This window comes from Schumannella luteola, from assembly GCF_013408685.1.
Taxonomy (GTDB): Bacteria; Actinomycetota; Actinomycetes; order Actinomycetales; family Microbacteriaceae; genus Schumannella; species Schumannella luteola.
Genome location: NZ_JACBZY010000001.1, coordinates 58,692 through 78,432 on the forward strand (window position 1 = coordinate 58,692; position 19,741 = coordinate 78,432).

The 19,741-nt window shown below is 71.4% G+C and carries 13 protein-coding genes and 1 tRNA gene; 9 read left to right on the top strand and 5 right to left on the bottom strand.

The window, feature by feature from the left end:
* Positions 1–24 precede the first annotated feature (24 nt).
* The 6 genes from BJ979_RS00280 (at position 25) to BJ979_RS00305 (ending at position 3,577) form a co-directional block, all read left to right on the top strand.
* Complete coding sequence (locus BJ979_RS00280) at positions 25–789, top strand: SDR family oxidoreductase (RefSeq protein WP_179564080.1); 765 nt, start codon at positions 25–27, stop codon at positions 787–789.
* Positions 786–1,271 carry a hypothetical protein gene (locus BJ979_RS00285; protein ID WP_246286652.1) on the top strand — a complete coding sequence of 162 codons (486 nt, stop codon included), beginning with the start codon at positions 786–788 and terminating at the stop codon, positions 1,269–1,271. Before BJ979_RS00280 ends, BJ979_RS00285 begins: the two co-directional genes overlap by 4 nt.
* Before the next feature lie 55 nt (positions 1,272–1,326).
* Positions 1,327–1,713 carry a DUF2510 domain-containing protein gene (locus BJ979_RS17390; protein WP_179564082.1) on the top strand — a complete coding sequence of 129 codons (387 nt, stop codon included), beginning with the start codon at positions 1,327–1,329 and terminating at the stop codon, positions 1,711–1,713.
* Positions 1,714–1,771: 58 nt separating this feature from the next.
* Positions 1,772–2,293, top strand: a complete 522-nt coding sequence (locus BJ979_RS00295) for an adenine phosphoribosyltransferase (protein ID WP_179564084.1) — start codon at positions 1,772–1,774, stop codon at positions 2,291–2,293.
* Between the two features lie 101 nt (positions 2,294–2,394).
* A complete protein-coding gene (locus tag BJ979_RS00300) occupies positions 2,395–2,727 on the top strand; it encodes an ArsR/SmtB family transcription factor (protein ID WP_179564086.1) in 333 nt (110 codons plus the stop codon).
* On the top strand, positions 2,717–3,577 hold the full coding sequence (locus BJ979_RS00305; RefSeq protein ID WP_179564088.1) for an SRPBCC domain-containing protein: 861 nt from the start codon (positions 2,717–2,719) through the stop codon (positions 3,575–3,577). The genes BJ979_RS00300 and BJ979_RS00305 overlap by 11 nt, the downstream gene beginning before the upstream one ends.
* 99 nt (positions 3,578–3,676) lie before the next feature.
* On the opposite strand, the gene BJ979_RS00310 is transcribed toward BJ979_RS00305, so the two are convergent.
* Positions 3,677–3,766, bottom strand: a tRNA-Ser gene (locus BJ979_RS00310).
* 251 nt (positions 3,767–4,017) lie between these two features.
* On the opposite strand from BJ979_RS00310, the gene BJ979_RS00315 reads away from it, so the two are divergent.
* From BJ979_RS00315 to radA, 3 genes are all read left to right on the top strand, one after another.
* Positions 4,018–5,784 carry an HAD family acid phosphatase gene (locus tag BJ979_RS00315; protein WP_179564090.1) on the top strand — a complete coding sequence of 589 codons (1,767 nt, stop codon included), beginning with the start codon at positions 4,018–4,020 and terminating at the stop codon, positions 5,782–5,784.
* Between the two features lie 149 nt (positions 5,785–5,933).
* Positions 5,934–6,722, top strand: a complete 789-nt coding sequence (locus tag BJ979_RS00320; RefSeq protein WP_179564092.1) for a hypothetical protein — start codon at positions 5,934–5,936, stop codon at positions 6,720–6,722.
* A gap of 299 nt (positions 6,723–7,021) precedes the next feature.
* A complete protein-coding gene (radA, locus tag BJ979_RS00325) occupies positions 7,022–8,377 on the top strand; it encodes a DNA repair protein RadA (RefSeq protein WP_179564094.1) in 1,356 nt (451 codons plus the stop codon).
* Between the two features lie 156 nt (positions 8,378–8,533).
* On the opposite strand, the gene BJ979_RS00330 is transcribed toward radA, so the two are convergent.
* The 4 genes from BJ979_RS00330 to BJ979_RS00345 form a co-directional block, all read right to left on the bottom strand.
* A complete protein-coding gene (locus BJ979_RS00330; RefSeq protein WP_218853400.1) occupies positions 8,534–15,418 on the bottom strand; it encodes a glycoside hydrolase domain-containing protein in 6,885 nt (2,294 codons plus the stop codon).
* Between the two features lie 329 nt (positions 15,419–15,747).
* Positions 15,748–16,374: a hypothetical protein gene (locus tag BJ979_RS00335; protein ID WP_179564098.1), complete on the bottom strand. Its 627-nt coding sequence runs from the start codon at positions 16,372–16,374 to the stop codon at positions 15,748–15,750.
* Between the two features lie 174 nt (positions 16,375–16,548).
* Positions 16,549–17,058, bottom strand: coding sequence for an amino-acid N-acetyltransferase (locus BJ979_RS00340; protein ID WP_179564100.1), 510 nt, complete (start codon positions 17,056–17,058; stop codon positions 16,549–16,551).
* A gap of 115 nt (positions 17,059–17,173) precedes the next feature.
* Positions 17,174–19,663, bottom strand: coding sequence for an ATP-dependent Clp protease ATP-binding subunit (locus BJ979_RS00345; RefSeq protein ID WP_179564102.1), 2,490 nt, complete (start codon positions 19,661–19,663; stop codon positions 17,174–17,176).
* Positions 19,664–19,741 lie beyond the last annotated feature (78 nt).

The following is a 19,741-nucleotide window of genomic DNA, read 5'->3' on the forward strand; positions in this document are numbered from 1 at the left end:
ACGGCGCCGACCGGAGAGGCTCGCATGATCATCGCCATCGCCGGGGCAACCGGCACCGTCGGCCGCCACATCACCCGCGCCGCGCTCGCCCGCGGACACGAGGTTCGCCTGCTCAGCCGCAGGGAGGGGGTGGATGTCGCCGGCGGCGAGGGTCTCGACGCCGCGCTCGACGGGTCCGCCGCCGTGATCGACGCGCTCGGGACGTCGACGCTGTCGCAGCGGAAGGCGGTCGCGTTCTTCAGCACGACGACCCGCAACCTGCTCGCCGCCGAGCAGCGTCATGGCATCGGTCACCACCTCGCGCTGTCGATCGTGGGCATCGACGGGATCGACACCGCCTACTACGCCGGCAAGCTCGCCCAGGAGCGGCTGGTGGCGGCGGGCCCCGTGCCGCACACGATCGCGCGCACGACGCAGTTCCACGAATTCGCCGAGCAGATCGCCGTGCGGGCAGCGCTCGGTCCGATCGTGCTCGCCCCGCGCACCCTCACCCGCCCGGTCGCGGCCCGCGAGGTCGGAGTCCACCTGGTCGAGCTCGCCGAGGCGGGGCCGAGCGGACGCGCGCCCGACCTGATCGGCCCGCGCGACGAGACGCTCGTCGGCATGATCCGCCGGATGCACGCCCACGACGGTATCCGCCGCCCGGTCATCGACTGGCGGATGCCGGGCGCATACGGGGCCGGGCTGGCTTCGGGGGCGCTTCGCGGCGGCTCGGCTGCGGATGCGCCGCAGCGGGTGGGCGCGCAGACCTTCGACGCGTGGCTGGATGCGCCGGAGCACCGCCGATGAGCGCTGCCGCTCCGGCGCCCGGGGCTCCGGCCCGCGCCGCGCGCGAGCCGATCGGCCGCATCCAGCTCGTCTCCCTGATCGGCACGATCGCGATCGCCGCCGTCGTCGGGGTCTGGGCATATCTGCTGCCGCGCGAGTTCTACGACCACTTCCCCTCTGTGCTCGGCGAGTGGATCTCGCAAGACGGCCCCTTCAACGAGCACCTCATCCGCGACCACGGCGCCCAGTACCTCGCGCTCGGCGCGGGCAGCGTCGCCGCCCTGTTCTGGCGTTCGCGCGCGCTCTATCGGGTGCTCGGCATCGCCTGGGGCGGCTTCGCCATCCTGCACGCGGCCTACCACGTGACCCACCTCGCGCACATGGCGACCGACGACCGAGTGGCCCTCGTCACGGTGCTGCTCGTCGCCGTCGCGCTCGGCATCGGCATCGCGGTCGAGCCGTGGCATCACCCTCGAACGGGTCGCTCCCGGAGGCGAGCGTGACTCAGTACGGTGACGCCGAACGGGCCGACCGCGCCCCGCGAGGAACGAGACAGCAGTGACGAACGCAGCAGCCGGCTGGTACGACGACGGCACCGGCGCCCAGCGCTGGTGGGACGGCCAGCAGTGGACCGAGACCCGCCAGCCCGCTCCCCCGGTCGACAGCCCGGCGGCGCTCGTCGACCACATCCGCGCCGAGGCGGTCGCCGGAGCCCAGCCGCGCCCCGCCGCGAACGGCATGAGCTACGTCGTGCTGCAGGTCGTGCTCAAGGAGAAATTCTGGGGCACCGGCTCGGGCAACCTCACCGAGCTCGAGAAGTCGATCAACGCGCAGGCCTCGCTCGGCTACCGCCTGCACACGATCACGACCGCCGCCTCCGGCAGCAAGGGGCTGGCCGGCGGCGACCGGATCCAGGCGACCATGGTCTTCGAGAAGCTGGTCTGACGCCGGCACGGCAGGTCGTCGTTCGGAGGTGTCGGCGGAGCTCGCCTAGCCTGCGAGGATGAGCTCCGCCGCCGACCTGCTGCGCGCCCTGATGCGCGAGACCCCCGACTTCCCCGAACCGGGGGTGCTGTTCCGCGATCTGACTCCGGTGCTCGCCGACGGCGTCGCTCTCGCCGCGCTCGCCGACGAGCTGGCTGCGCCGTTCGGCGACGCCTACGACGTGGTCGCCGGCCTCGAGGCGCGCGGCTTCCCCCTGGCCGCCGCGATCGCGGCCCGAACCGGCCGCGGCATGCTGCTCGTGCGCAAGGCCGGCAAGCTGCCGGGCCCGGTGCTCTCGGAGGACTACGGGCTCGAGTACGGCACCGACGTCCTCGAGCTGCGCGCCGACCTGCTGCCGGCTGGAACACGCGTGCTGGTCGTCGATGACGTGCTCGCCACCGGAGGAACCGTCGCCGCCGCGCACCGGCTCATCCGCGCAGCGGGATGGACCCTCGCCGGCACCGCCGTCGCCCTCGAGCTCGCCGAGCTCGGCGGTCGCGCACGCGTCGACGCCACCATCCACGCGGTGCTGACGGTGTGAGCCGGCGACCGCCGACGCCCTGACGCCCTCGGCATCGCAGGAGACAGGACAGCGGCTCCGCGACCTTGACAGGTGACTGACCAGTCACCTAATTTGACGGCGTGGACACCGACCTCGTGATCGCGGCGATCGCGGATCCCTCGCGACGCCGGATCCTCGACGCCCTCCGGCTCCGCGACGGGCAGAGCGTCGGCGAGCTCACCGAGGCTCTCGCACCGCTCGGCCGGCACGCAGTGCTGAAGCACGTCGGCGTGCTGGAGTCCGCCGGCCTGATCGTGTCGCAGAAGCAGGGCCGTGTGCGCCGGTGCCACCTCAACGCCGTGCCGATCGTGCAGCTCGCCGAGCGCTGGATCGACGACTTCGGCGCCCGCGCCTCCGCGGGCCTGCTCGCACTCAAGTCCGACCTGGAGAAGGAGAAGCACCATGACCGCTGATCGCATCTACGAGGTCGAGGTCGCCGCCGACGCCGAGACGGCGTGGGCGGCGCTCACCGAGCCCGAGACGGTGCACCGGTACTACTACGGCACGGCTCCCCGCACGACCTGGGAGGTCGGCTCCCCCATCGAGTTCGTCGACGGCGACGGTGACGTGCAGATCACCGGCGAGGTGCTGGAGCACGAGCCGCCGCGCCGTCTCGCCCACAGCTTCGTCGCCACCTGGTACGGCGAGCCCGACGATCAGGGATCCCTGCACTGGACCATCACCCCGACCGCGACCGGATGCCGGGTCACGCTGGTGCATCGAGGCGCACGAGCGCAGACCCGCGAGGGCTCGGAGACCGCCGACGGCTCACGGCACATCATCGACGCCCTGAAGTCCCTGCTCGACGGGCCGGACATCTCATCCTCGATCGTGATCGACGCGCCGCTCGAGCGGGTCTGGGACGCCATCGTCGACTCCGCGGCATTCGGCGCCTGGTTCGGCGCCGAATTCGACGGCCCGTTCGAGGTCGGCGCCACCACGACCGGTCGGATCCGCCCGACCGCGGTCGACCCCGAGGTCGCGGCCGCGCAGGAGCCCCACCGGGGCGCGCCGCTCGTGCTGCATGTCACCGCGATCGAGCCGCGGTCGCGCTTCGCCTTCCGCTGGCATCCGATCGACGGGGAGGACGCGACCACCACGGTCGAAGTGATCGTCGAGGAGGCAGCGGAAGGCACCCTCGTCACGTTCACCGAGAACGGCTTCGACGCCCTGCCCGAGGATCGGCGCACGGCCGCGCGCGAGGGCAACGAGGGCGGTTGGGATGCGCAGACCCGGCTGCTCGCGGGCTACCTGGCGGCCTGAGCCGCGCCGCTCTCGCGTCCCGGCCGTGCGCCGACCGCGGCGCTCATGCCCTGGGAACGACGAAGGCCCCGGGATCTCAGAGATCCCGGGGCCTTCGACTGGCGGTACCGGTGGGATTTGAACCCACGGATGGCTTGCACCATCACATGTTTTCGAGACATGCTCCTTCGGCCGCTCGGACACGGTACCGCCGACGAGTCTAGCCCAGACCGGAGGGTGGTCGTGACCACGCGGTCGCAGCCCTCACCCCTCGACGCGGACGCACCCGCGGGTCTAGGTTCGATTCGTCCCCCGTTCGGGGGCCACCCGAGCGATGCCGCCGCCGCTGCACGGCCCCGACTTCCCGCTCGGCGCGAGCCCGTCGGACGCCGGTCACACCACACCCACCACATCACCGGCAGAGCCCCGTGCGCACGCGGGGTCGACTCAGGGAGAGCTCCGTGACGTTCGTCCGATCCCACTCATCCGCCACCGAGGCCGCCGCGAGCGGCGCGACCGGCCCGAGCCGCACCCGCCGCGGCATCGCCGTCGCCGCGGCCGTCGCACTCGGCCTCGGCGCCGCGCTCACCGGCGCGACCGCCGCGCAGGCGCACGGCTCCGACCACGGCGGAGGGAGCGGAGGCGGCGGATACGGCTCCGGCAGCAGCTCCTGGCCCGGCACCGCGGGCTGGGGCGTCGACGACCACGCCCTCACCCCGCGCACGAAGTTCACGATGAACCCCGACGGCTCGAGCGGCACGACGCAGGGCGGCGAGGGCATCCCGAACATCGACGTCGTCAAGAAGACCATCGCGACCTACTACGGCGACCCCGGCACGGGCATCGCGAACAAGACCGACTCGCCCTACATCCGCGAGATGGATGCGCTCACCGCCGCCGAGACCGCGAAGCTCAAGCCCGCCTACGACGCCGCGATCGCCGCCGGCCAGAAGCCCGCGATCGTGTTCGACGCCGACGACACCACGCTCTGGACCTACGACATGGAGGTCGCGGACATGAAGTTCGTCTTCGACCCCGTGAAGCAGGACGAGTGGGTGCAGGATGAGCGCTTCGCCGCGACGCCGGGCATGACGGCCTACGTGAAGGCCGCGAAAGATCTCGGCTTCACGATCTTCGGCCTCACCGGGCGCAACGACGACCAGAAGGATGCCACGGTCGCCAACCTCGCGAAGGTCGGCTACGAGGGCTTCACCACCGCGGACTTCTTCACGAAGTGGACCGGCGTCGGCGCATCCACCCAGCCCGACTACATCAGCTGCGCCACCGCGAAGTGCACCACGGTCGAGTACAAGGCCGGCACCCGCAAGCACATCGAGCAGGACCTCGGCTACACGATCACGCTCAACGTCGGCGACCAGTTCAGCGACCTGCAGGGCGGCTTCGCCCAGCGCGCGCTCAAGCTGCCGAACCCGACCTACTACCTCCCGTCGGCGAACCTGCCGGGCGTGACCGAGCCGGCGCTCGCCCCGCGCATGCAGTTCACGATGGCGGCGGATGGGTCGAGCGGTGCGACGCAGGGCGGTGAGGGCATCCCCAACATCGACAGCGTCAAGTCGACCATCTACGCCTACTACGGCGACCCCGGCACGGGCATCGCGAACACGACCGACTCGCCCTACATCCGCGAGATGCGCTCGATCGTGTCGAAGCAGATCCCCCGCGTCGCAGCCGCCTGCTACCTCGGCAAGAAGCTGAAGAAGAACCCGGCGATCGTGCTGGATGCCGACGACACCACCCTGTGGACCTACGACATGGAGGTCGCCGACATGAAGTTCGTCTTCGACCCGGTGAAGCAGGACGTCTGGGTGCAGGAGCAGCGCTTCCCGGCGACGCCGAGCATGCAGTCGCTCGTCTCGATCGCGAAGAAGGCCGGCTGCACGATCATCGGGCTGACGGGCCGCAACGACGACCAGAAGGATGCGACGATCGCCAACCTGGCGAAGGTCGGCTACTCCGGATTCGCGGCCGCGAACTACTACACGAAGTGGACCGGGGTCGGCGCCTCGCAGCAGCCGTCGTACATCCACTGCGCCGCCGCGAAGTGCACGACCGTCGAGTACAAGTCGCAGACGCGCGCGCATGTGCAGTCGCGTGACGGCGGCAAGTACACGATCGTCGCGAACTTCGGCGACCAGTTCAGCGACCTGCTCGGCGGATCGTCGCTCACCGCGGTGAAGCTGCCGAACCCGACGTACTACCTGCCGTAGGGGTGGGCTCGCGCCGGTGTGCATCCACCCATGGAGGTTCTGCCCACGAGCCTCCGGGTGGCGGCGCACCGTGCGCATAGGAACGGCAAAGACTCGCTTCCTACCTTCAGGACATGCCCGATCGACGGGCGAGGATCTCGGAGGCAGACATGGACGAGCAGGACCGCCGGAATGGTGAACCGGTCGAGGACGCCGCCATCGAGCCCGAGGTCCGGGTGGGCGACACCGCCCCGGAGAGCGGAGTGCAGCCGCCGACCGGGGCAGCGCCGGAGAGCGAGGCACCTCAGGTGGTCGGCTCGGTGGCGGCGACGACGGACGGCGTCCAGCCGACCGGCGACGCCGCCGAGCAGCCGACGACCGTGATGCCCGAAGCTCCCGGCGCGCCGTCGCCGCTCCCGCAGGCGGTGGCCGGCCCCACGCTCACGCTCTCCTCGAGGGCGAAGCGCTACCGGGTGCCGGCCGCCGCCGCAGCGATCGCACTGGTCGTCGGCGGCGTCGCGGGCGGCCTCATCGGCTACGGCGTGCCCCGCGGGGTGGATGCCGTGAACGCCGGGCAGTTCGGGCCCGACTCGACGACCGGATACGGCGGCTTCAGCGGCCAGGGGCAGGGCGGTCCGGGTGGATCGGGCTCCGGTTCAGACGGCTCCGGCCAGAGTTCGGACGGCCAGAGCTCCGATGGTTCCAGCGGATCGCAGAACGGCTTCGGTCCGGGATCCGGACAGGGAGGGCCCGGCTTCGGCCAGGGCGGCCCGGGACAGAGCGACTCCGGACAGGGCGGATCGGGCCAGAGCGACTCAGGCCAGAGCGACTCGGGGTCGGGGTCGGGGTCGGGTTCGGGTTCGGGTTCGGGTTCGGGTTCCGACGATTCCGGATCGGACTCCGACAGCTCCGGCTCTTCTTCGTCGACTTCGAGCAGCTCCGGCACCTCCGACAGCTGACGCCGGCTCGGCGGCATCCCCACAATTCAAGAACTTCCGCTCCCCGCGAGCCGCGCGCGTGCGGTCGGCACATCTCCCCCACGGCCGGTCGCACACGAAGGGCCAACGGGAAGCGGAGCCCTCCCCGATGAGGATCGGGAGGGCGCGCCGGGCGGACGGGGGTCCGCGCCGCCCGACGCGAAGGAGGCCGTCGACGTCGGCAGGTGGATGCCCCACTCGACGCCGGCGGCCTCCTCGGCGTCCGCGCTTCCTGTGCAGAGTGCGCGCCCGACGTCGGCGGTGCCGCCTAGCCTGAGACCATGGCCCGCCCCGCAGCACCCTCCGCCTACGTCTGCTCCGAGTGCGGCTGGGGCGGAGCCAAGTGGATGGGGCGCTGCCCGGAGTGCCAGGCCTGGGGCACGGTCGTCGAGCGGGATGCGCCGCGCGCCGCGGTCGCGCCTGCTCGCGTGAGCGACGCTCGCGTCGCGCGACCGATCACGCAGCTCGGCACGGCCGAGGTGCAGCGCTCGGCGAGCGGCATCGCCGAGTTCGATCGCGTGCTCGGCGGCGGCGTCGTGCCGGGCGCCGCGATCCTGCTGAGCGGCGAGCCCGGCGTCGGCAAGTCGACCCTGCTGCTCGAGGTCGCGTCCCGCGCGGCACGGGCCGGGCAGCGCGTGCTCTATGTGAGCGCCGAGGAGTCGGCCGGGCAGGTGCGCCTGCGCGCCGAGCGCACGAACGCGCTGCACGACGAGCTCTACCTGGCGAGCGAGACCGACCTGGCGACGATCCTCGGCCAGGTGGATGCCGTGAAGCCGCAGCTGCTCATCGTCGACTCGGTGCAGACGGTGTCGTCGGCCCTGAGCGACGGCGCGGCCGGCCAGCCGGCGCAGGTGCGCGAGGTCGCGGGCACGCTCATCCGCGTCGCCAAGGAGCGCGACCTGCCGGTGCTGCTCGTCGGCCACGTGACGAAAGACGGCTCGATCGCGGGTCCGCGTCTGCTCGAGCACCTGGTGGATGTGGTCTGCAGCTTCGAGGGCGACCGCCAGACCGCGCTGCGCTTCATCCGCGCGCTGAAGAACCGCTTCGGCCCGACCGACGAGGTCGGCTGCTTCGAGATGACCGGCGACGGCATCGCCGAGGTGCCGGATCCCTCGGGACTGTTCCTGTCGCGCGCGGCGACGCCCGTCAGCGGAACCTGCGTGACGATCGCCGTCGAGGGGCGTCGCGCGATCCCGGTCGAGGTGCAGGCGCTCATCGTCGGCTCGCAGGCGCCGCAGCCGCGCCGCGTCGTCAACGGCGTCGACGCCTCGCGCGTCGCGATGCTGCTCGCAGTGCTCGAGCGCCGCTGCGGACTCAAGCTCTCGACCGCCGACGTCTACGTGTCGACCGTGGGCGGCATCCGCCTGACCGAACCCGGCGCCGACCTGGCGATCGCGCTCGCCATCGCCAGCGCCTATCGCGACAAGGCGCTGCCGCACGAGCTCGCGGCCGTCGGCGAGATCTCGCTCGCGGGCGAGATCCGCCCCGTCAGCTCGGCGAAGCAGCGCGTGTCGGAGGGCCGCCGGCTCGGCTACACGACCCTGCTCGACAACTCCGCCGGACCGCTGCGGGATGCCCTGGGCCGCGCCTTCCGCAACGCGGTCGCCGAGCCGCGCCCCGACATCCCCGAGTTCTAGGCCGGCGCACCCCGGCCGAGCCAGTCACCACCGCCGCCGCCGCGCCCGCGAAGCACCTCGATCGGTCGCAGATCGTCGCCCGGCGCGGGGCCGAGGCGACGATTCGCGACCGATCGATATGCAGTGGAACCGAGGTAGCGCGGGAGGTGCGGAGCGTCAGGCCCCGGCGCGCGCCGCACGGCGACGGCGCGCCACGACCAGCCCGGCGCCGGCCGCGAGCAGCAGGAGCGCCGCGGCGAGAGCCTCCGGCAGTCCGCTCACGCCGGTCGCGGCGAGGTCGTCGCCGGCCGCCGATCCGCGTCCGCCCGCGGCGGGCTGCACCGCGCCTGCGCCCGTGCCACCCGAGCCGCTGCCCGGGGTGCCCGGCGTCCCCGTGCCCGGGGTACCGGTGCCCGGCTCCCCCGTGCCCGGTCCGCCGTCGCCCGGGTCGCCCGCGCCGGGGTCGACCGCGGCCGGCAGGTGGTCGTCGGCCGTGATGGTGAACAGCACCGTGTACTGCTGGGTGTGCTGACCGTTGGCCGAGGTGACCGTGACAGTGCGCGCGTGTGTGGCCGCCGCGAGCGGAGCCTGCAGCAGCGCCTGGGTGGTCGCCGCCGCGAACAGCGTGCGCGCCGACGATCCCGCCGAGCCCGCCGCCGAGCGCTCCACCGGAGCAGCCCCCGAGGTCACCGACACCGAGGCGCCGTCGACGCTCGCGCTCGCCGAGACGGCGGGCAGCGCGTGCCCGGTCGGCCAGTCGACGACGTAGGTGCGGATGCTCGGGTCGAAACCGTCGAGCGTGACACCGGCGACCTTGAGGTCGGACGCCGCCGCGATCGACGCATCCGTGTCGGAGACGCCGTTGCCGACGGTCACGTTGCCGGCCGCGTCGAGCGTGTACTCCGCGGTCATCGCGCGGGCCAGGTCGATGCGCTGCCAGCTCGCATCGCCCTGCGCGGTGACGTCGAGCGGGTAGCCGGAGTCGAGCGCGGTCTGCTCGAGGATCTGGCGGCGCTGCGCGTCGTCCAGCTCGGGGAACGAGGAGGCCAGCAGGGCGACCGCGTCATCCGGAACCGTGATCTTCTGCCCGGCGGCGCCGTCCTGCGGCAGGCCGTAGCTGAGGCGCTCGGTGTAGAGCTTCGTCGCCGCGGTGGCGTCGAGGCCGTTGTAGAGCGCGCCGGCGCAGGCGTTGAGATCGTCGCCGAAGCCGCCGTCGGTGCAGGCGGCGCCGAGCACGCTCTCGAGCTCCTGGTGCGCCTCGGTCATGAGCGCCGCGAACTCGGGGTCGGCCCAACGGTGCGCGATCGTCGCCTGCGCGGCCATGCGTCCGCCCATCACATCGATCGGGTAGTGGAAGCCGAGCACGATGCGGTTGTCGCCGTACTCCGAGGCGCGGGCGAGGACCTGCGGCGCGAGCTCGGGCAGCAGGGTCGCCAGCAGGGTGCCGGTGACGTAACCCGAGTAGGTGTGTCCGCTCGGGAACGAGCCGTTGCCGGCGAGCCCCGCGTACGAGCCGTTGCTCGACTCGTAGATGCGTCCGCCGTCGCCGACGAAGCCCAGCCGCACGTAGGGGCGCAGGTAGTTGTAGGTGTCCTTCGCCGTGCCGGTCGAGTCGAGACCCTGCGTGACCCGGCCGAACAGCGCCGAGGTCTTGGGCAGCTTGCCGCCGTTGAGCGCGGTCAGGTAGAGCGAGCCGAGGCGCGATCCGAAGCCGTCGGCCATGGTGACCGTGGGGCTGTTGTCGGCGTCGATCTCGGCCTTCTTCACCTGCGCGGTCGAGGCGGAGTTGTTGATGCGGATGGCCGTCTGGTCGTTCGCGGCGGTCACCGCAGCCGAGTTCGGCAGGGCCTTGTTGGTGCCGAGCACGTCGGTGCCGAGCGTGCTGACGCCGCTGAGCAGGTTGACCAGGTAGTCCTTGCCGTTCGCGGTGGCGGGCCAGGCGTCGGAGCTGTAGCCAGCCGCGAGCGCGCTGGCCGCGAACGGCGAGGCGGATGCGGCGGAGCCGTCAGCAGCGGACGCACCGGCGGCAGCCACGCGCGGCTGGTTCGCCGCCGGAGCCGGGGCGCCGATCACGACGGGGGTCGCCCACTCGGTCGGCGTCGAGGCGCCGGCCGCGTTGATCGCGGTGACCCGCGCTCGCACCGTCTCGCCCGCCTTCAGCCAGGTGAAGACGACCGAGGTCTGGCTCGCCTCCACCGTGACCTGGTGGCTGTCGTCGAGCTCGACCAGGTAGCTCGTGACCGGGGTGATCGCGTCGACGACGGCGGCCCAGCGCACGGTGACGCTCGAGTCGGCGACGACCGCCGAGGCGGCGACCGGGGCGGCCGGGGCCGCGGCCGGCTTCACGGCCAGCCCGGCGAGCGCAACGGTGAGCGCCGCGGTGGCGGCGTCACGGTCGGCGTCGCTCGCCGCGGTGTCGGCCGCGACGCGCTTCGCCGCGACGAGAGCGGTCGCCAGCGCAGCAGCCGAGTCCGCCGTGTAGCGGTCGGCGTCGATCGCCGCCGCCTGGGCGATGGCGTCATCCAGTCGGATGCTCGACACCGGCACGAGCTGACCGGCGGCGAGGCGCAGGCTGCGGGCCTGGGCATCCACGGCGCTCTGGGTGGTCGGCGCGGCGAGGAGCTTCTTCGCCGCGGCGAGCTCGCGCTGGAACACGGCGAAGTCGATCACCGAGTAGCGCGCGCCGTCGGCGGCGAGACCCTCGGTCGCCGTGATGGCGGCTGCGAGGCCGGTGGTCACGACGCCGCGCTCGAAGACGAGCTTGTCGACGTTGCCGGCGTAGGGCCGGTTGGCGGCCGGAGTGGTGTGGAACACGAGCTGCACGCTGTGCTTGCCGGTGATCGGCGCCGCGAGCTTCGCGGTGACCGAGCCGTCGGCCTGCCAGGTCGAGCCGGTGACGGGCAGCGGGATGTTGACGGCGGGAGTGCCGGGCTTCGCCGGGTCGTAGCCGTCGAGCACGACGTCGATCGACGTGTTGTCGCCGACACGGCTCGAGTTGTTGACGTAGCGCACCGTGATCGCGGTCACGGCCTTGTCGCCGAAGTCGAGCGTGCCGTAGTCGAGCCAGGCGCCGTTCGCGGTGCCGCCGAGGTTCGTGACCGGGCCGGCGTTGTTCCAGGTGCTGTTCTCGCTCTTGAGGTCGGCGGTGCTCTTGGTCACCCACTTCTCGGCCTCGAGCTCGTTCGCGACCGACGAGGATGCCGGCTTCGGGGTGAGCTCGAACGAGTTGACGTTGGCGACGTAGGGCTGGTTCGAGTTCTGGGTCGTCGAGGTGAAGACCGCGAACACGTTCTTCGTGCCGGCGAAGACCGCCGGGTCGAGGTCGGCGGTCGCCGTGCCGGTCGTGCCCCAGCCGGAGCCGGTGTACGGCAGCGCGATCTTCGCCGCGACGGCGCCGGTCAGCGAGCCGAGGCGCAGCTCGATCGCCGAGTCGGATGCGGCGCGCGACTGCGGCTTGTCGTACTCGACCGACACCTTCACGACGCCCGAGCCGAGCTCGACGTCGTTCCACTGCGCCCAGGCGCCGTTGGTGACGTTCTCGAACTTGCCGTTCGCGAGGTTGAGGGCGAGCGATCCGCCCCCGGTCGCGGTGGCGTTCGGCGCGGTGAGCTTGATCGTGGTCACCGGTGCTCCGCCGACCGGGTCGGTCGAGAACTGGAACCAGTCGAAGTTCGACACCCACTGCTGACCCGAGGGCGCGGTGAAGGTGAACGACGCCTGCTTCGCGGCGGCGAGCGCGGCCGGGTCGGTGATCGCGACGGTCACGGTCGTGTAGTTGCCCCAGCCGTTCGTGCCGGGCAGGGATGCGGTCGCGACGATCGGTCCGTTCGCGTCGCCGGCGCGCACATCCACCCGGCTCGGCGCGCCCGTGCTCGAGGCGCTGCTGGAGTAGCGGATGGCGACGCTCTGCGGCGACGCCCCGGCGAAGTCGAGGTCGTCGTAGCGCACCCACGAGCCCGTGGTCACGCCGCCGAGGTTGCCGCCCGACTGGAAGCTCTCGTTCTTGAGCTGGCCGGCCGACCAGGCGTCGGAGGCCTCGGCCTGCAGGGTGCGGTAGGCGCCCTGGTCGAGCGCGAGCCCGGCGATCGCGCCGTTCAGGCGGTCGGCGGCGGCACGCAGATCGGCAGTGGATGCGGTGGCCGCGTCGACGACGGTGCGCGCGTTCTCGAGCGCCGAGGTCAGCGCGCGGTAGCTCGCGGCCGAGTAGTTGCCGGGCCGCACGAGAGCGGCCTGGTCGATGAGCTGCTGCAGCGCGACGCGCTCGGCCGAGGCGACCGAGACGATCAGCGGGTCGCGGCTCGAGAGCCCGGGGCCGGTGACCTCACGCGCAGTCAGCCCGTCGGCGAAGACGCTGTCGGCGAAGGCGATCGAGAAACGCGCGGCCTCGGCCGCGGTTCCGGTGACGTGGATGCGCACGCTCGTCGCGTCGGCGACGGTCACCTCGGCGGCGAGACCGGCGGGCAGGCCCGCGACGGTCGCGGCGCCCGAGCCGGTGAGACTCGTGCCCGCGGCGCTGGCGAAGCGGCCCCCGCTCAGGGTCATCGTGACGGTGCCGTCGACGGCGCCGTTCGCGGCCGCCTGCACCGTGTTCGCGTCGACCGCGACGGTCGCCGTGCCGGGCTGCGATCCGCCCTCCTCGGCCGTGCTCAGCGAGTAGGCCGGCTGGGTCTTCGAGCCCCAGGTCGAGGCCTTCGCGCCCATCTGGAACTCCAGGCTGCCGCCGCCCACGACATCCGCATAGTCGAGCCAGGTGTTGCCGAAGGGCTTGCCGTTCAGCGTGGCCGACTGCACGTAGTAGTCGTCGGCGCTGACGCCCTTCGCGCTGACGCTGAAGCTGCGTCCGCTCGCGTAGTTGATCGTGGTCGTGTCGAAGAACGGCGAGCCGATCTGGAACTGCGACGAGCCCGCGGTGACCGGGAACAGGCCGATGGATGCGGCGACGAACATCGTCGACATGGTGCCGGCGTCGTTGTCCATGGTCGGCAGGAAGCCGGCCGGGTCGAGCTTGTAGACCTTGGTCTTGATCGGCGGGGTGAACTCGCCATTCGCGCTCGGCGCCTCGCCCGTGCTGCCGGTCGCGATGTACCGGTTCCAGGTCTCCTTCGTGTAGATCGAGCGCACCCACTTCTGGGTCAGGCTCGGCTCGCCCACGTAGTTGAACAGGTAGGGCGCCTGCAGGTCGATCTCGTTGGCGTTCGAATGCAGCATCCCCTTGCCGTCGTCCGGTCGGTCCTCGCCGAACATGTGCTCGAGCGCGAGGCGGGTCGCATCGGTGCCGCCCATGGCCTGGATGAGGCCGTCCATGTCGTAGGCGTCGTACCAGTTGTACTGCCAGAGCGTGCCCTGGTAGAGGCTCGCGGCCTCGAAGCGCTCGTAGTCGACGCTGGTCCAGTTGCCGTTCGCGTCACGCGGGGTGAGGAGACCGGCCTGAGTGCCGTCGGCGGCGGTGAACGCGCCCGGCTTGATCAGGTTCGCGATCGGCAGGGCGGCCTGCTCGCGCAGCTTCGCCGCGTCATCCGTGCGGCCGAGCGCGTCGGCGATGATCGCGAGCGCCCACTGGTCGTAGCCGCGCTGCACGCTGTTGCCGGGGTCGTTCGCGATGTAGCCGGCGCGCAGCTGGGCGCCGGTGTAGCGGCCGACGAGGGTGTCGATCGCGGGGTAGGCCTCGCCGAGACGGTCGAAGCCGGTGAAGCCCTTCGAGATCGCGTCGGCGATGATGACCGACGAGCGCTCCCACCGCACGGTCGGCACCGAGTGCACGGCCGAGCTGAGCGCGGTTCCGCTGGAGGCCGAGTCGGCGAAGAGGTAGATCAGCGACTGCACCATGTCGCGGTACATCTCGGGGGCGACGTAGGCGAAGACGGAGTACTTGCGGAAGTCATCCCACGACGACCAGGCGTCGTAGTAGGTGAAGCCCTCGGCGCGGTGCACGGCGCCGTCGACGCCGCGGTAGGTGCCCGAGGTGCTGGTCGCGTTCATCGGCAGCGCGAACATGCGGTACAGGTGCGTGTAGAAGAGCTTCGTGAGCGAGCCGTCGGGGTCGCTGGTGGTCGAGGCGGTCACGTCGACCGAGCCGAGGCGGCCGTTCCAGACGGCGCGGGTGGCGGCGCGCACCTGGTCGAAGGTGGCGCCGGCGATCTCGGCCTGCTGGTCGATGCGGGCCTGGTCAGCGCTGATCGGCGAGAGGGTGACGCGCAGCTCGACGTCGGCCGCATCCGCCGTGGCGAACTTCAGCACGGCGCCGGTGTCGACGCCGTCCTGCGTCGTGGCGGAGCTGAGGGCTGCACCGGCGGCGCCCCAGGTCTGCACCGCGGTGACCGGCTTCGTCGTCTCGGCGTAGTAGTAGAGCTGGTAGGCGGCGCCGTTGAACGAGCCCGCGATGCGGCCCGAGATCGCGGCGCGCTGGTCGGCGAGCTTCGTCACGGTGAGCGACGAGGCCGTGCGGCTCGTGTAGTTGTTCGCGAGGTCGACGACGAGCGAGGGCGTCGACCCGGCCGGGAAGGCGTAGCGGTGCAGACCGGTGCGGGTGGTCGCGGTCAGCTCCGACTGGATGGTGCCGCCGGGCGTCGTCACGGCGCCGTCCTTGCCGGCGATCGCGCCGAGGCCGACCCGGTAGTAGCCGGGCGAGGCCTCCTCGTCGCTGTGCGAGAAGCTGTGCGCGTACGAGCCGGTGCTGGGGCGCGCGGTGTAGTCGACCGAGGTCGGCACGACGAGGATGTCGCCGCCGCCGCCCGATCCGCCCACGCCGTCGAGGTTGGTGTTGGTGAACCCGGCGATCTTGCTCTGCGTGTAGTCGTAGCCCGAGTGGTTGCGGTTCGGCACCGTCATCGGGTTGACCTTGGCGAGGCCGTTGGGCGCCTGGGCGCCGGGCAGGTCGTTGCCGTCGTCGGCCGCGGTCGACACGAAGGGGTCGACGAGGGAGGCGTAGTCGGTCGGCGCCGGCGCGGCCTGAGCGGCGGTAGCCGGCAGGCCGACGGCGAGCGCGCCGCCGGCGGCGATCGCGAATGCGACGACGCCGGCGAGGGCGCGCGCGGGAGCGGGCAGGACGTGCTGGAGCGACACGGGGGTTCCTTCGTGAGGCCGCGACGGGCGCGACGCCGAGATGGTGGTGGTGCGACGCGCGCCCGCCGGAGCGGGTGACAGCGCTGTCATGGTCTGCACCATACCCATGAGCAGGGTTCAGCACCAGAGTCGGGCGTCGAAGTCGTCCGGGCGCGATCGGGGTCGCGGCCGGGTGGCTCGCGACGACAGTGCCCGCGTCAGATGAACGACAGATGACGGACAGTGGACGGCGCGGAACCGTCAGGTGTCAGTCAGGACGTGAGGATGCCACGTTCAGGCCGCTCCTGCGCTCAGCGAGCGCGAAGACCCTCAGGCGAGCACGTCGCCGCTCAGGCGAGCACGAAGAGCAGCTGCTCCGACTCGATCTGGCCGAGCTTGACCTGCAGGCGGTAGGTCGCGCCGCCGCCGGTCGCCGGGGTGCGGTTCGTCTGGTCGCAGGTCGCGGGATCCGAGCGCACGCGCTCCCAGGCGAGCGCCGCGGTGCTCAGCGACTGACCGGCGTCGATCGTGCGCACGTCGTTGGTCGGGTCGGTCTGGCAGTCCTTCGAACCCCAGATGCGGTCGTCGCCCGAGGTGATGGTGAACTCCTGCGCGGCCGTGCCGACATCCACGCTGCAGGCGCTCGCGCTCGAGTTGGTGATCTGCATCGACATCTGCGGCTGCTGGTCGGCGGCGAAGTTCGTCTTGTCGAGCACAGCGGTCACCGTGATCGCCGAGGGGGCGCAGGTCGCGGCGGCGGCACCGGAGGCCTTGCCGCTCGGGTTCAGGTCGCCGAGGCCCTTCGAGACGGTCGGCGACGGCGAGGGGCTCTTGCCGCCGGCCGCGTCGCCGTTGCCGCGAGGCCAGACGATCAGCGCGATGACGATGATGACGACCGCGATCCCGCCGAACACCAGCAGACGCCGACGGCGGTAGACCTCCGGCGGCAGCGGACGCGGGTGCTCGGGCGTCGACATGCGCTCAGGGTAAGCCCGCCGCTCGCCCAGCCCCGCAGGGCACGCGCGGTTCGCACCATCTCAAGGAGTTGCTGTAACTGATGTGGCGGATGTTGCTCTCCAGCCTCACGGGTTGCAGCAACTCCTTGAGATGGTTTCAGGCGCGACGCCTCGCCCGGCGGAGGCTGGCGGCCCTCAGACCAGCGACTTGAGCATGCGGGTGTTGCCGAGCGTGTTCTGCTTCACGCGGGCGAGGTCGAGGAACTCGGCGACGCCGTCGTCGGTCGAGCGCACGAGCTCGGCGTAGACCTCGGGCGGCACGACGCCCTCGCCGATCTCGGTGTAGCCGTGACGCTGGAAGAACTCGGTCTCGAAGGTCAGGCAGAACAGCCGGGTCAGGCCGAGCTCGCGCGCATCCGTCTCGAGCCGCTCGAGCAGCGCATGGCCGACGCCGCGTCCGCGCACGCCGTCGGCGGCGGCGAGGGTGCGCACCTCGCCGAGGTCCTCCCACATGACGTGCAGCGCGCCGCATCCCAGCAGGTCGCCATCGGCCGCCTCGACGACCCGGAACTCCTGCACCGCCTCGTAGAGCACGACGCGCTCCTTGCCGAGCAGGATGCGCGACTGCACGAGCGGCTCGATCAGCTCGAGGATGCGGGGCACGTCGCTCGTGCGCGCGCGGCGCACCTGGAACTCGGAGGGCACCGACCCAGCCTAGAACCGGCGCGAGGGACGCCCGAACAGACGGACGGGGCGGGGATCCGAAGATCCCCGCCCCGTTCGTTCGAGCCGGAGCTCAGGAGTGGATGTGCGGCGCGGCCTAGGAGGACGGGCCCTCGATCGCAGCAGCGGCCTCGGTCAGCTCGCGGCCCGGCTGACGCCCGGTCGCGAAGGTGAACTCGCCGTCGACCCAGTCGACCTGCACGTGGTCGCCCGCGACGAGGCGGTTGTGCAGGATCTCCTCCGAGAGCCGGTCCTCGATCTCGTGCTGCACCGCACGGCGCAGCGGGCGGGCGCCGAGCGTCGGGTCCCATCCGATCTTGATGAGCTCCTCGCGCGCGGGCTCCGAGATCTCGATCGTCATGTCGCGGTCGAGCAGGCGGTCCTGCAGGCGCTTGATGAAGAGGCCGACGATCTGCTTGAGCTCGTCCTGCGAGAGCTGCGGGAACACGATCGTCTCGTCGACGCGGTTCAGGAACTCCGGCTTGAAGTGCTTCTTCAGCTCCTCGACCACCTTGGCGCGCATGGCCCGGTAGCTGTTCTCGGTGTTGCCCTCGAGCGTGAAGCCGACGGGACCGCCGGTGATGTCCTTCGTGCCGAGGTTCGTGGTCATGATGATCACGGTGTTCTTGAAGTCGACGACGCGACCCTGACCATCCGTCAGACGTCCCTCCTCCAGGATCTGGAGCAGCGAGTTGAAGATGTCGGGGTGGGCCTTCTCGATCTCGTCGAAGAGCACCACACTGAACGGCTTGCGGCGCACCTTCTCGGTGAGCTGGCCGCCCTCCTCGAAGCCGACGAAGCCGGGAGGGGCTCCGAACAGGCGCGAGACGGTGTGCTTCTCGCCGTACTCCGACATGTCGAGCGAGATCAGCGCGCCCTCGTCGTCGAAGAGGAATTCGGCGAGCGCCTTGGCGAGCTCGGTCTTTCCGACGCCCGTGGGGCCGGCGAAGATGAACGAGCCCGAGGGGCGCTTCGGGTCCTTGAGTCCGGCGCGGGTGCGGCGGATCGTCTTGGCGAGAACCGAGATGGCCTCCTCCTGGCCGATGACCCGCTCGTGCAGGGCCTTCTCCATGAAGATGAGGCGGCTCGACTCCTCCTCCGTGAGCTTGAACACGGGGATGCCGGTCGCGTTCGCCAGAACCTCGGCGATGACGCCCTCGTCGACGGTGCCGCTCGCGGCCACGTCTCCCGAACGCCACTGCTTCTCGAGGCGGAGGCGCTCGCCGAGCAGCTTCTTCTCCTCGTCGCGCAGGCTCGCGGCCTTCTCGAAGTCCTGGTCTTCGATCGCCGACTCCTTGCCGACGCGCACCTCGGCGATCTTGTCGTCGAACTCGCGCAGCTCCGGCGGTGCCGACAGGATCGACAGGCGCAGGCGGGCGCCGGCCTCGTCGATCAGGTCGATGGCCTTGTCGGGCAGGAAGCGGTCCTGCACGTAGCGGTCGGCGAGGTTCGCGGCGGCGACGAGCGCGCCATCCGTGATCGACACCTTGTGGAAGGCCTCGTACTTGTCGCGCAGGCCCTTGAGGATGTTGATCGTGTGCGGCAGCGAGGGCTCCTCGACGCGCACCGGCTGGAAGCGGCGCTCGAGGGCCGCATCCTTCTCGAAGTGCTTGCGGTACTCGTCGAGCGTGGTCGCGCCGATCGTCTGCAGCTCGCCGCGGGCGAGCATCGGCTTGAGGATGCTGGCCGCGTCGATCGCGCCCTCGGCGGCGCCCGCGCCGACGAGCGTGTGGATCTCGTCGATGAAGGTGATGATGTCGCCGCGGGTGCGGATCTCCTTGGTGACCTTCTTGAGGCGCTCCTCGAAGTCACCGCGGTAGCGGGATCCGGCGATGAGCGAGCCGAGGTCGAGCGTGTAGAGCTGCTTGTCCTTCAGCGTCTCGGGCACGTCGCCGCGCACGATCGCCTGGGCGAGGCCCTCGACGACGGCGGTCTTGCCGACGCCGGGCTCGCCGATCAGCACGGGGTTGTTCTTCGAGCGGCGGGAGAGGATCTGCATGACCCGCTCCATCTCCTTCTCGCGGCCGATGACCGGGTCGAGCTTGCCGTCGCGCGCGAGCTGGGTGTAGTTGCGCCCGAACTGGTCGAGGATCTGCGATCCCTTGTCGGGGGCCTGGTCGTTGCCGCCGACGGCGACCTGCTCTTTGCCCTGGTAGCCGCTGAGCAGCTGGATGACCTGCTGGCGCACGCGATTCAGGTCGGCGCCGAGCTTGACGAGCACCTGGGCGGCGACGCCCTCGCCTTCGCGGATGAGGCCGAGCAGGATGTGCTCGGTGCCGATGTAGCTGTGACCGAGCTGCAGCGCCTCGCGCAGGCTCAGCTCGAGCACCTTCTTGGCTCGCGGGGTGAAGGGGATGTGGCCGGTCGGCTGCTGCTGACCCTGGCCGATGATGTCCTGCACCTGCTCGCGCACGGCATCCAGCGAGATGCCGAGGCTCTCGAGTGCCTTCGCGGCGACGCCTTCGCCCTCGTGGATGAGGCCCAGAAGGATGTGCTCGGTGCCGATGTAGTTGTGGTTGAGAAGCTTCGCCTCTTCCTGGGCGAGCACCACGACCCGTCGGGCCCGGTCGGTGAATCTCTCGAACATGTCCACTCCTCCGGCGCCGCACACGGAGGCGGCGCCGATACGAAAGAGAGTAACCAGCGGGTGCGGCCCTTCCTGCCC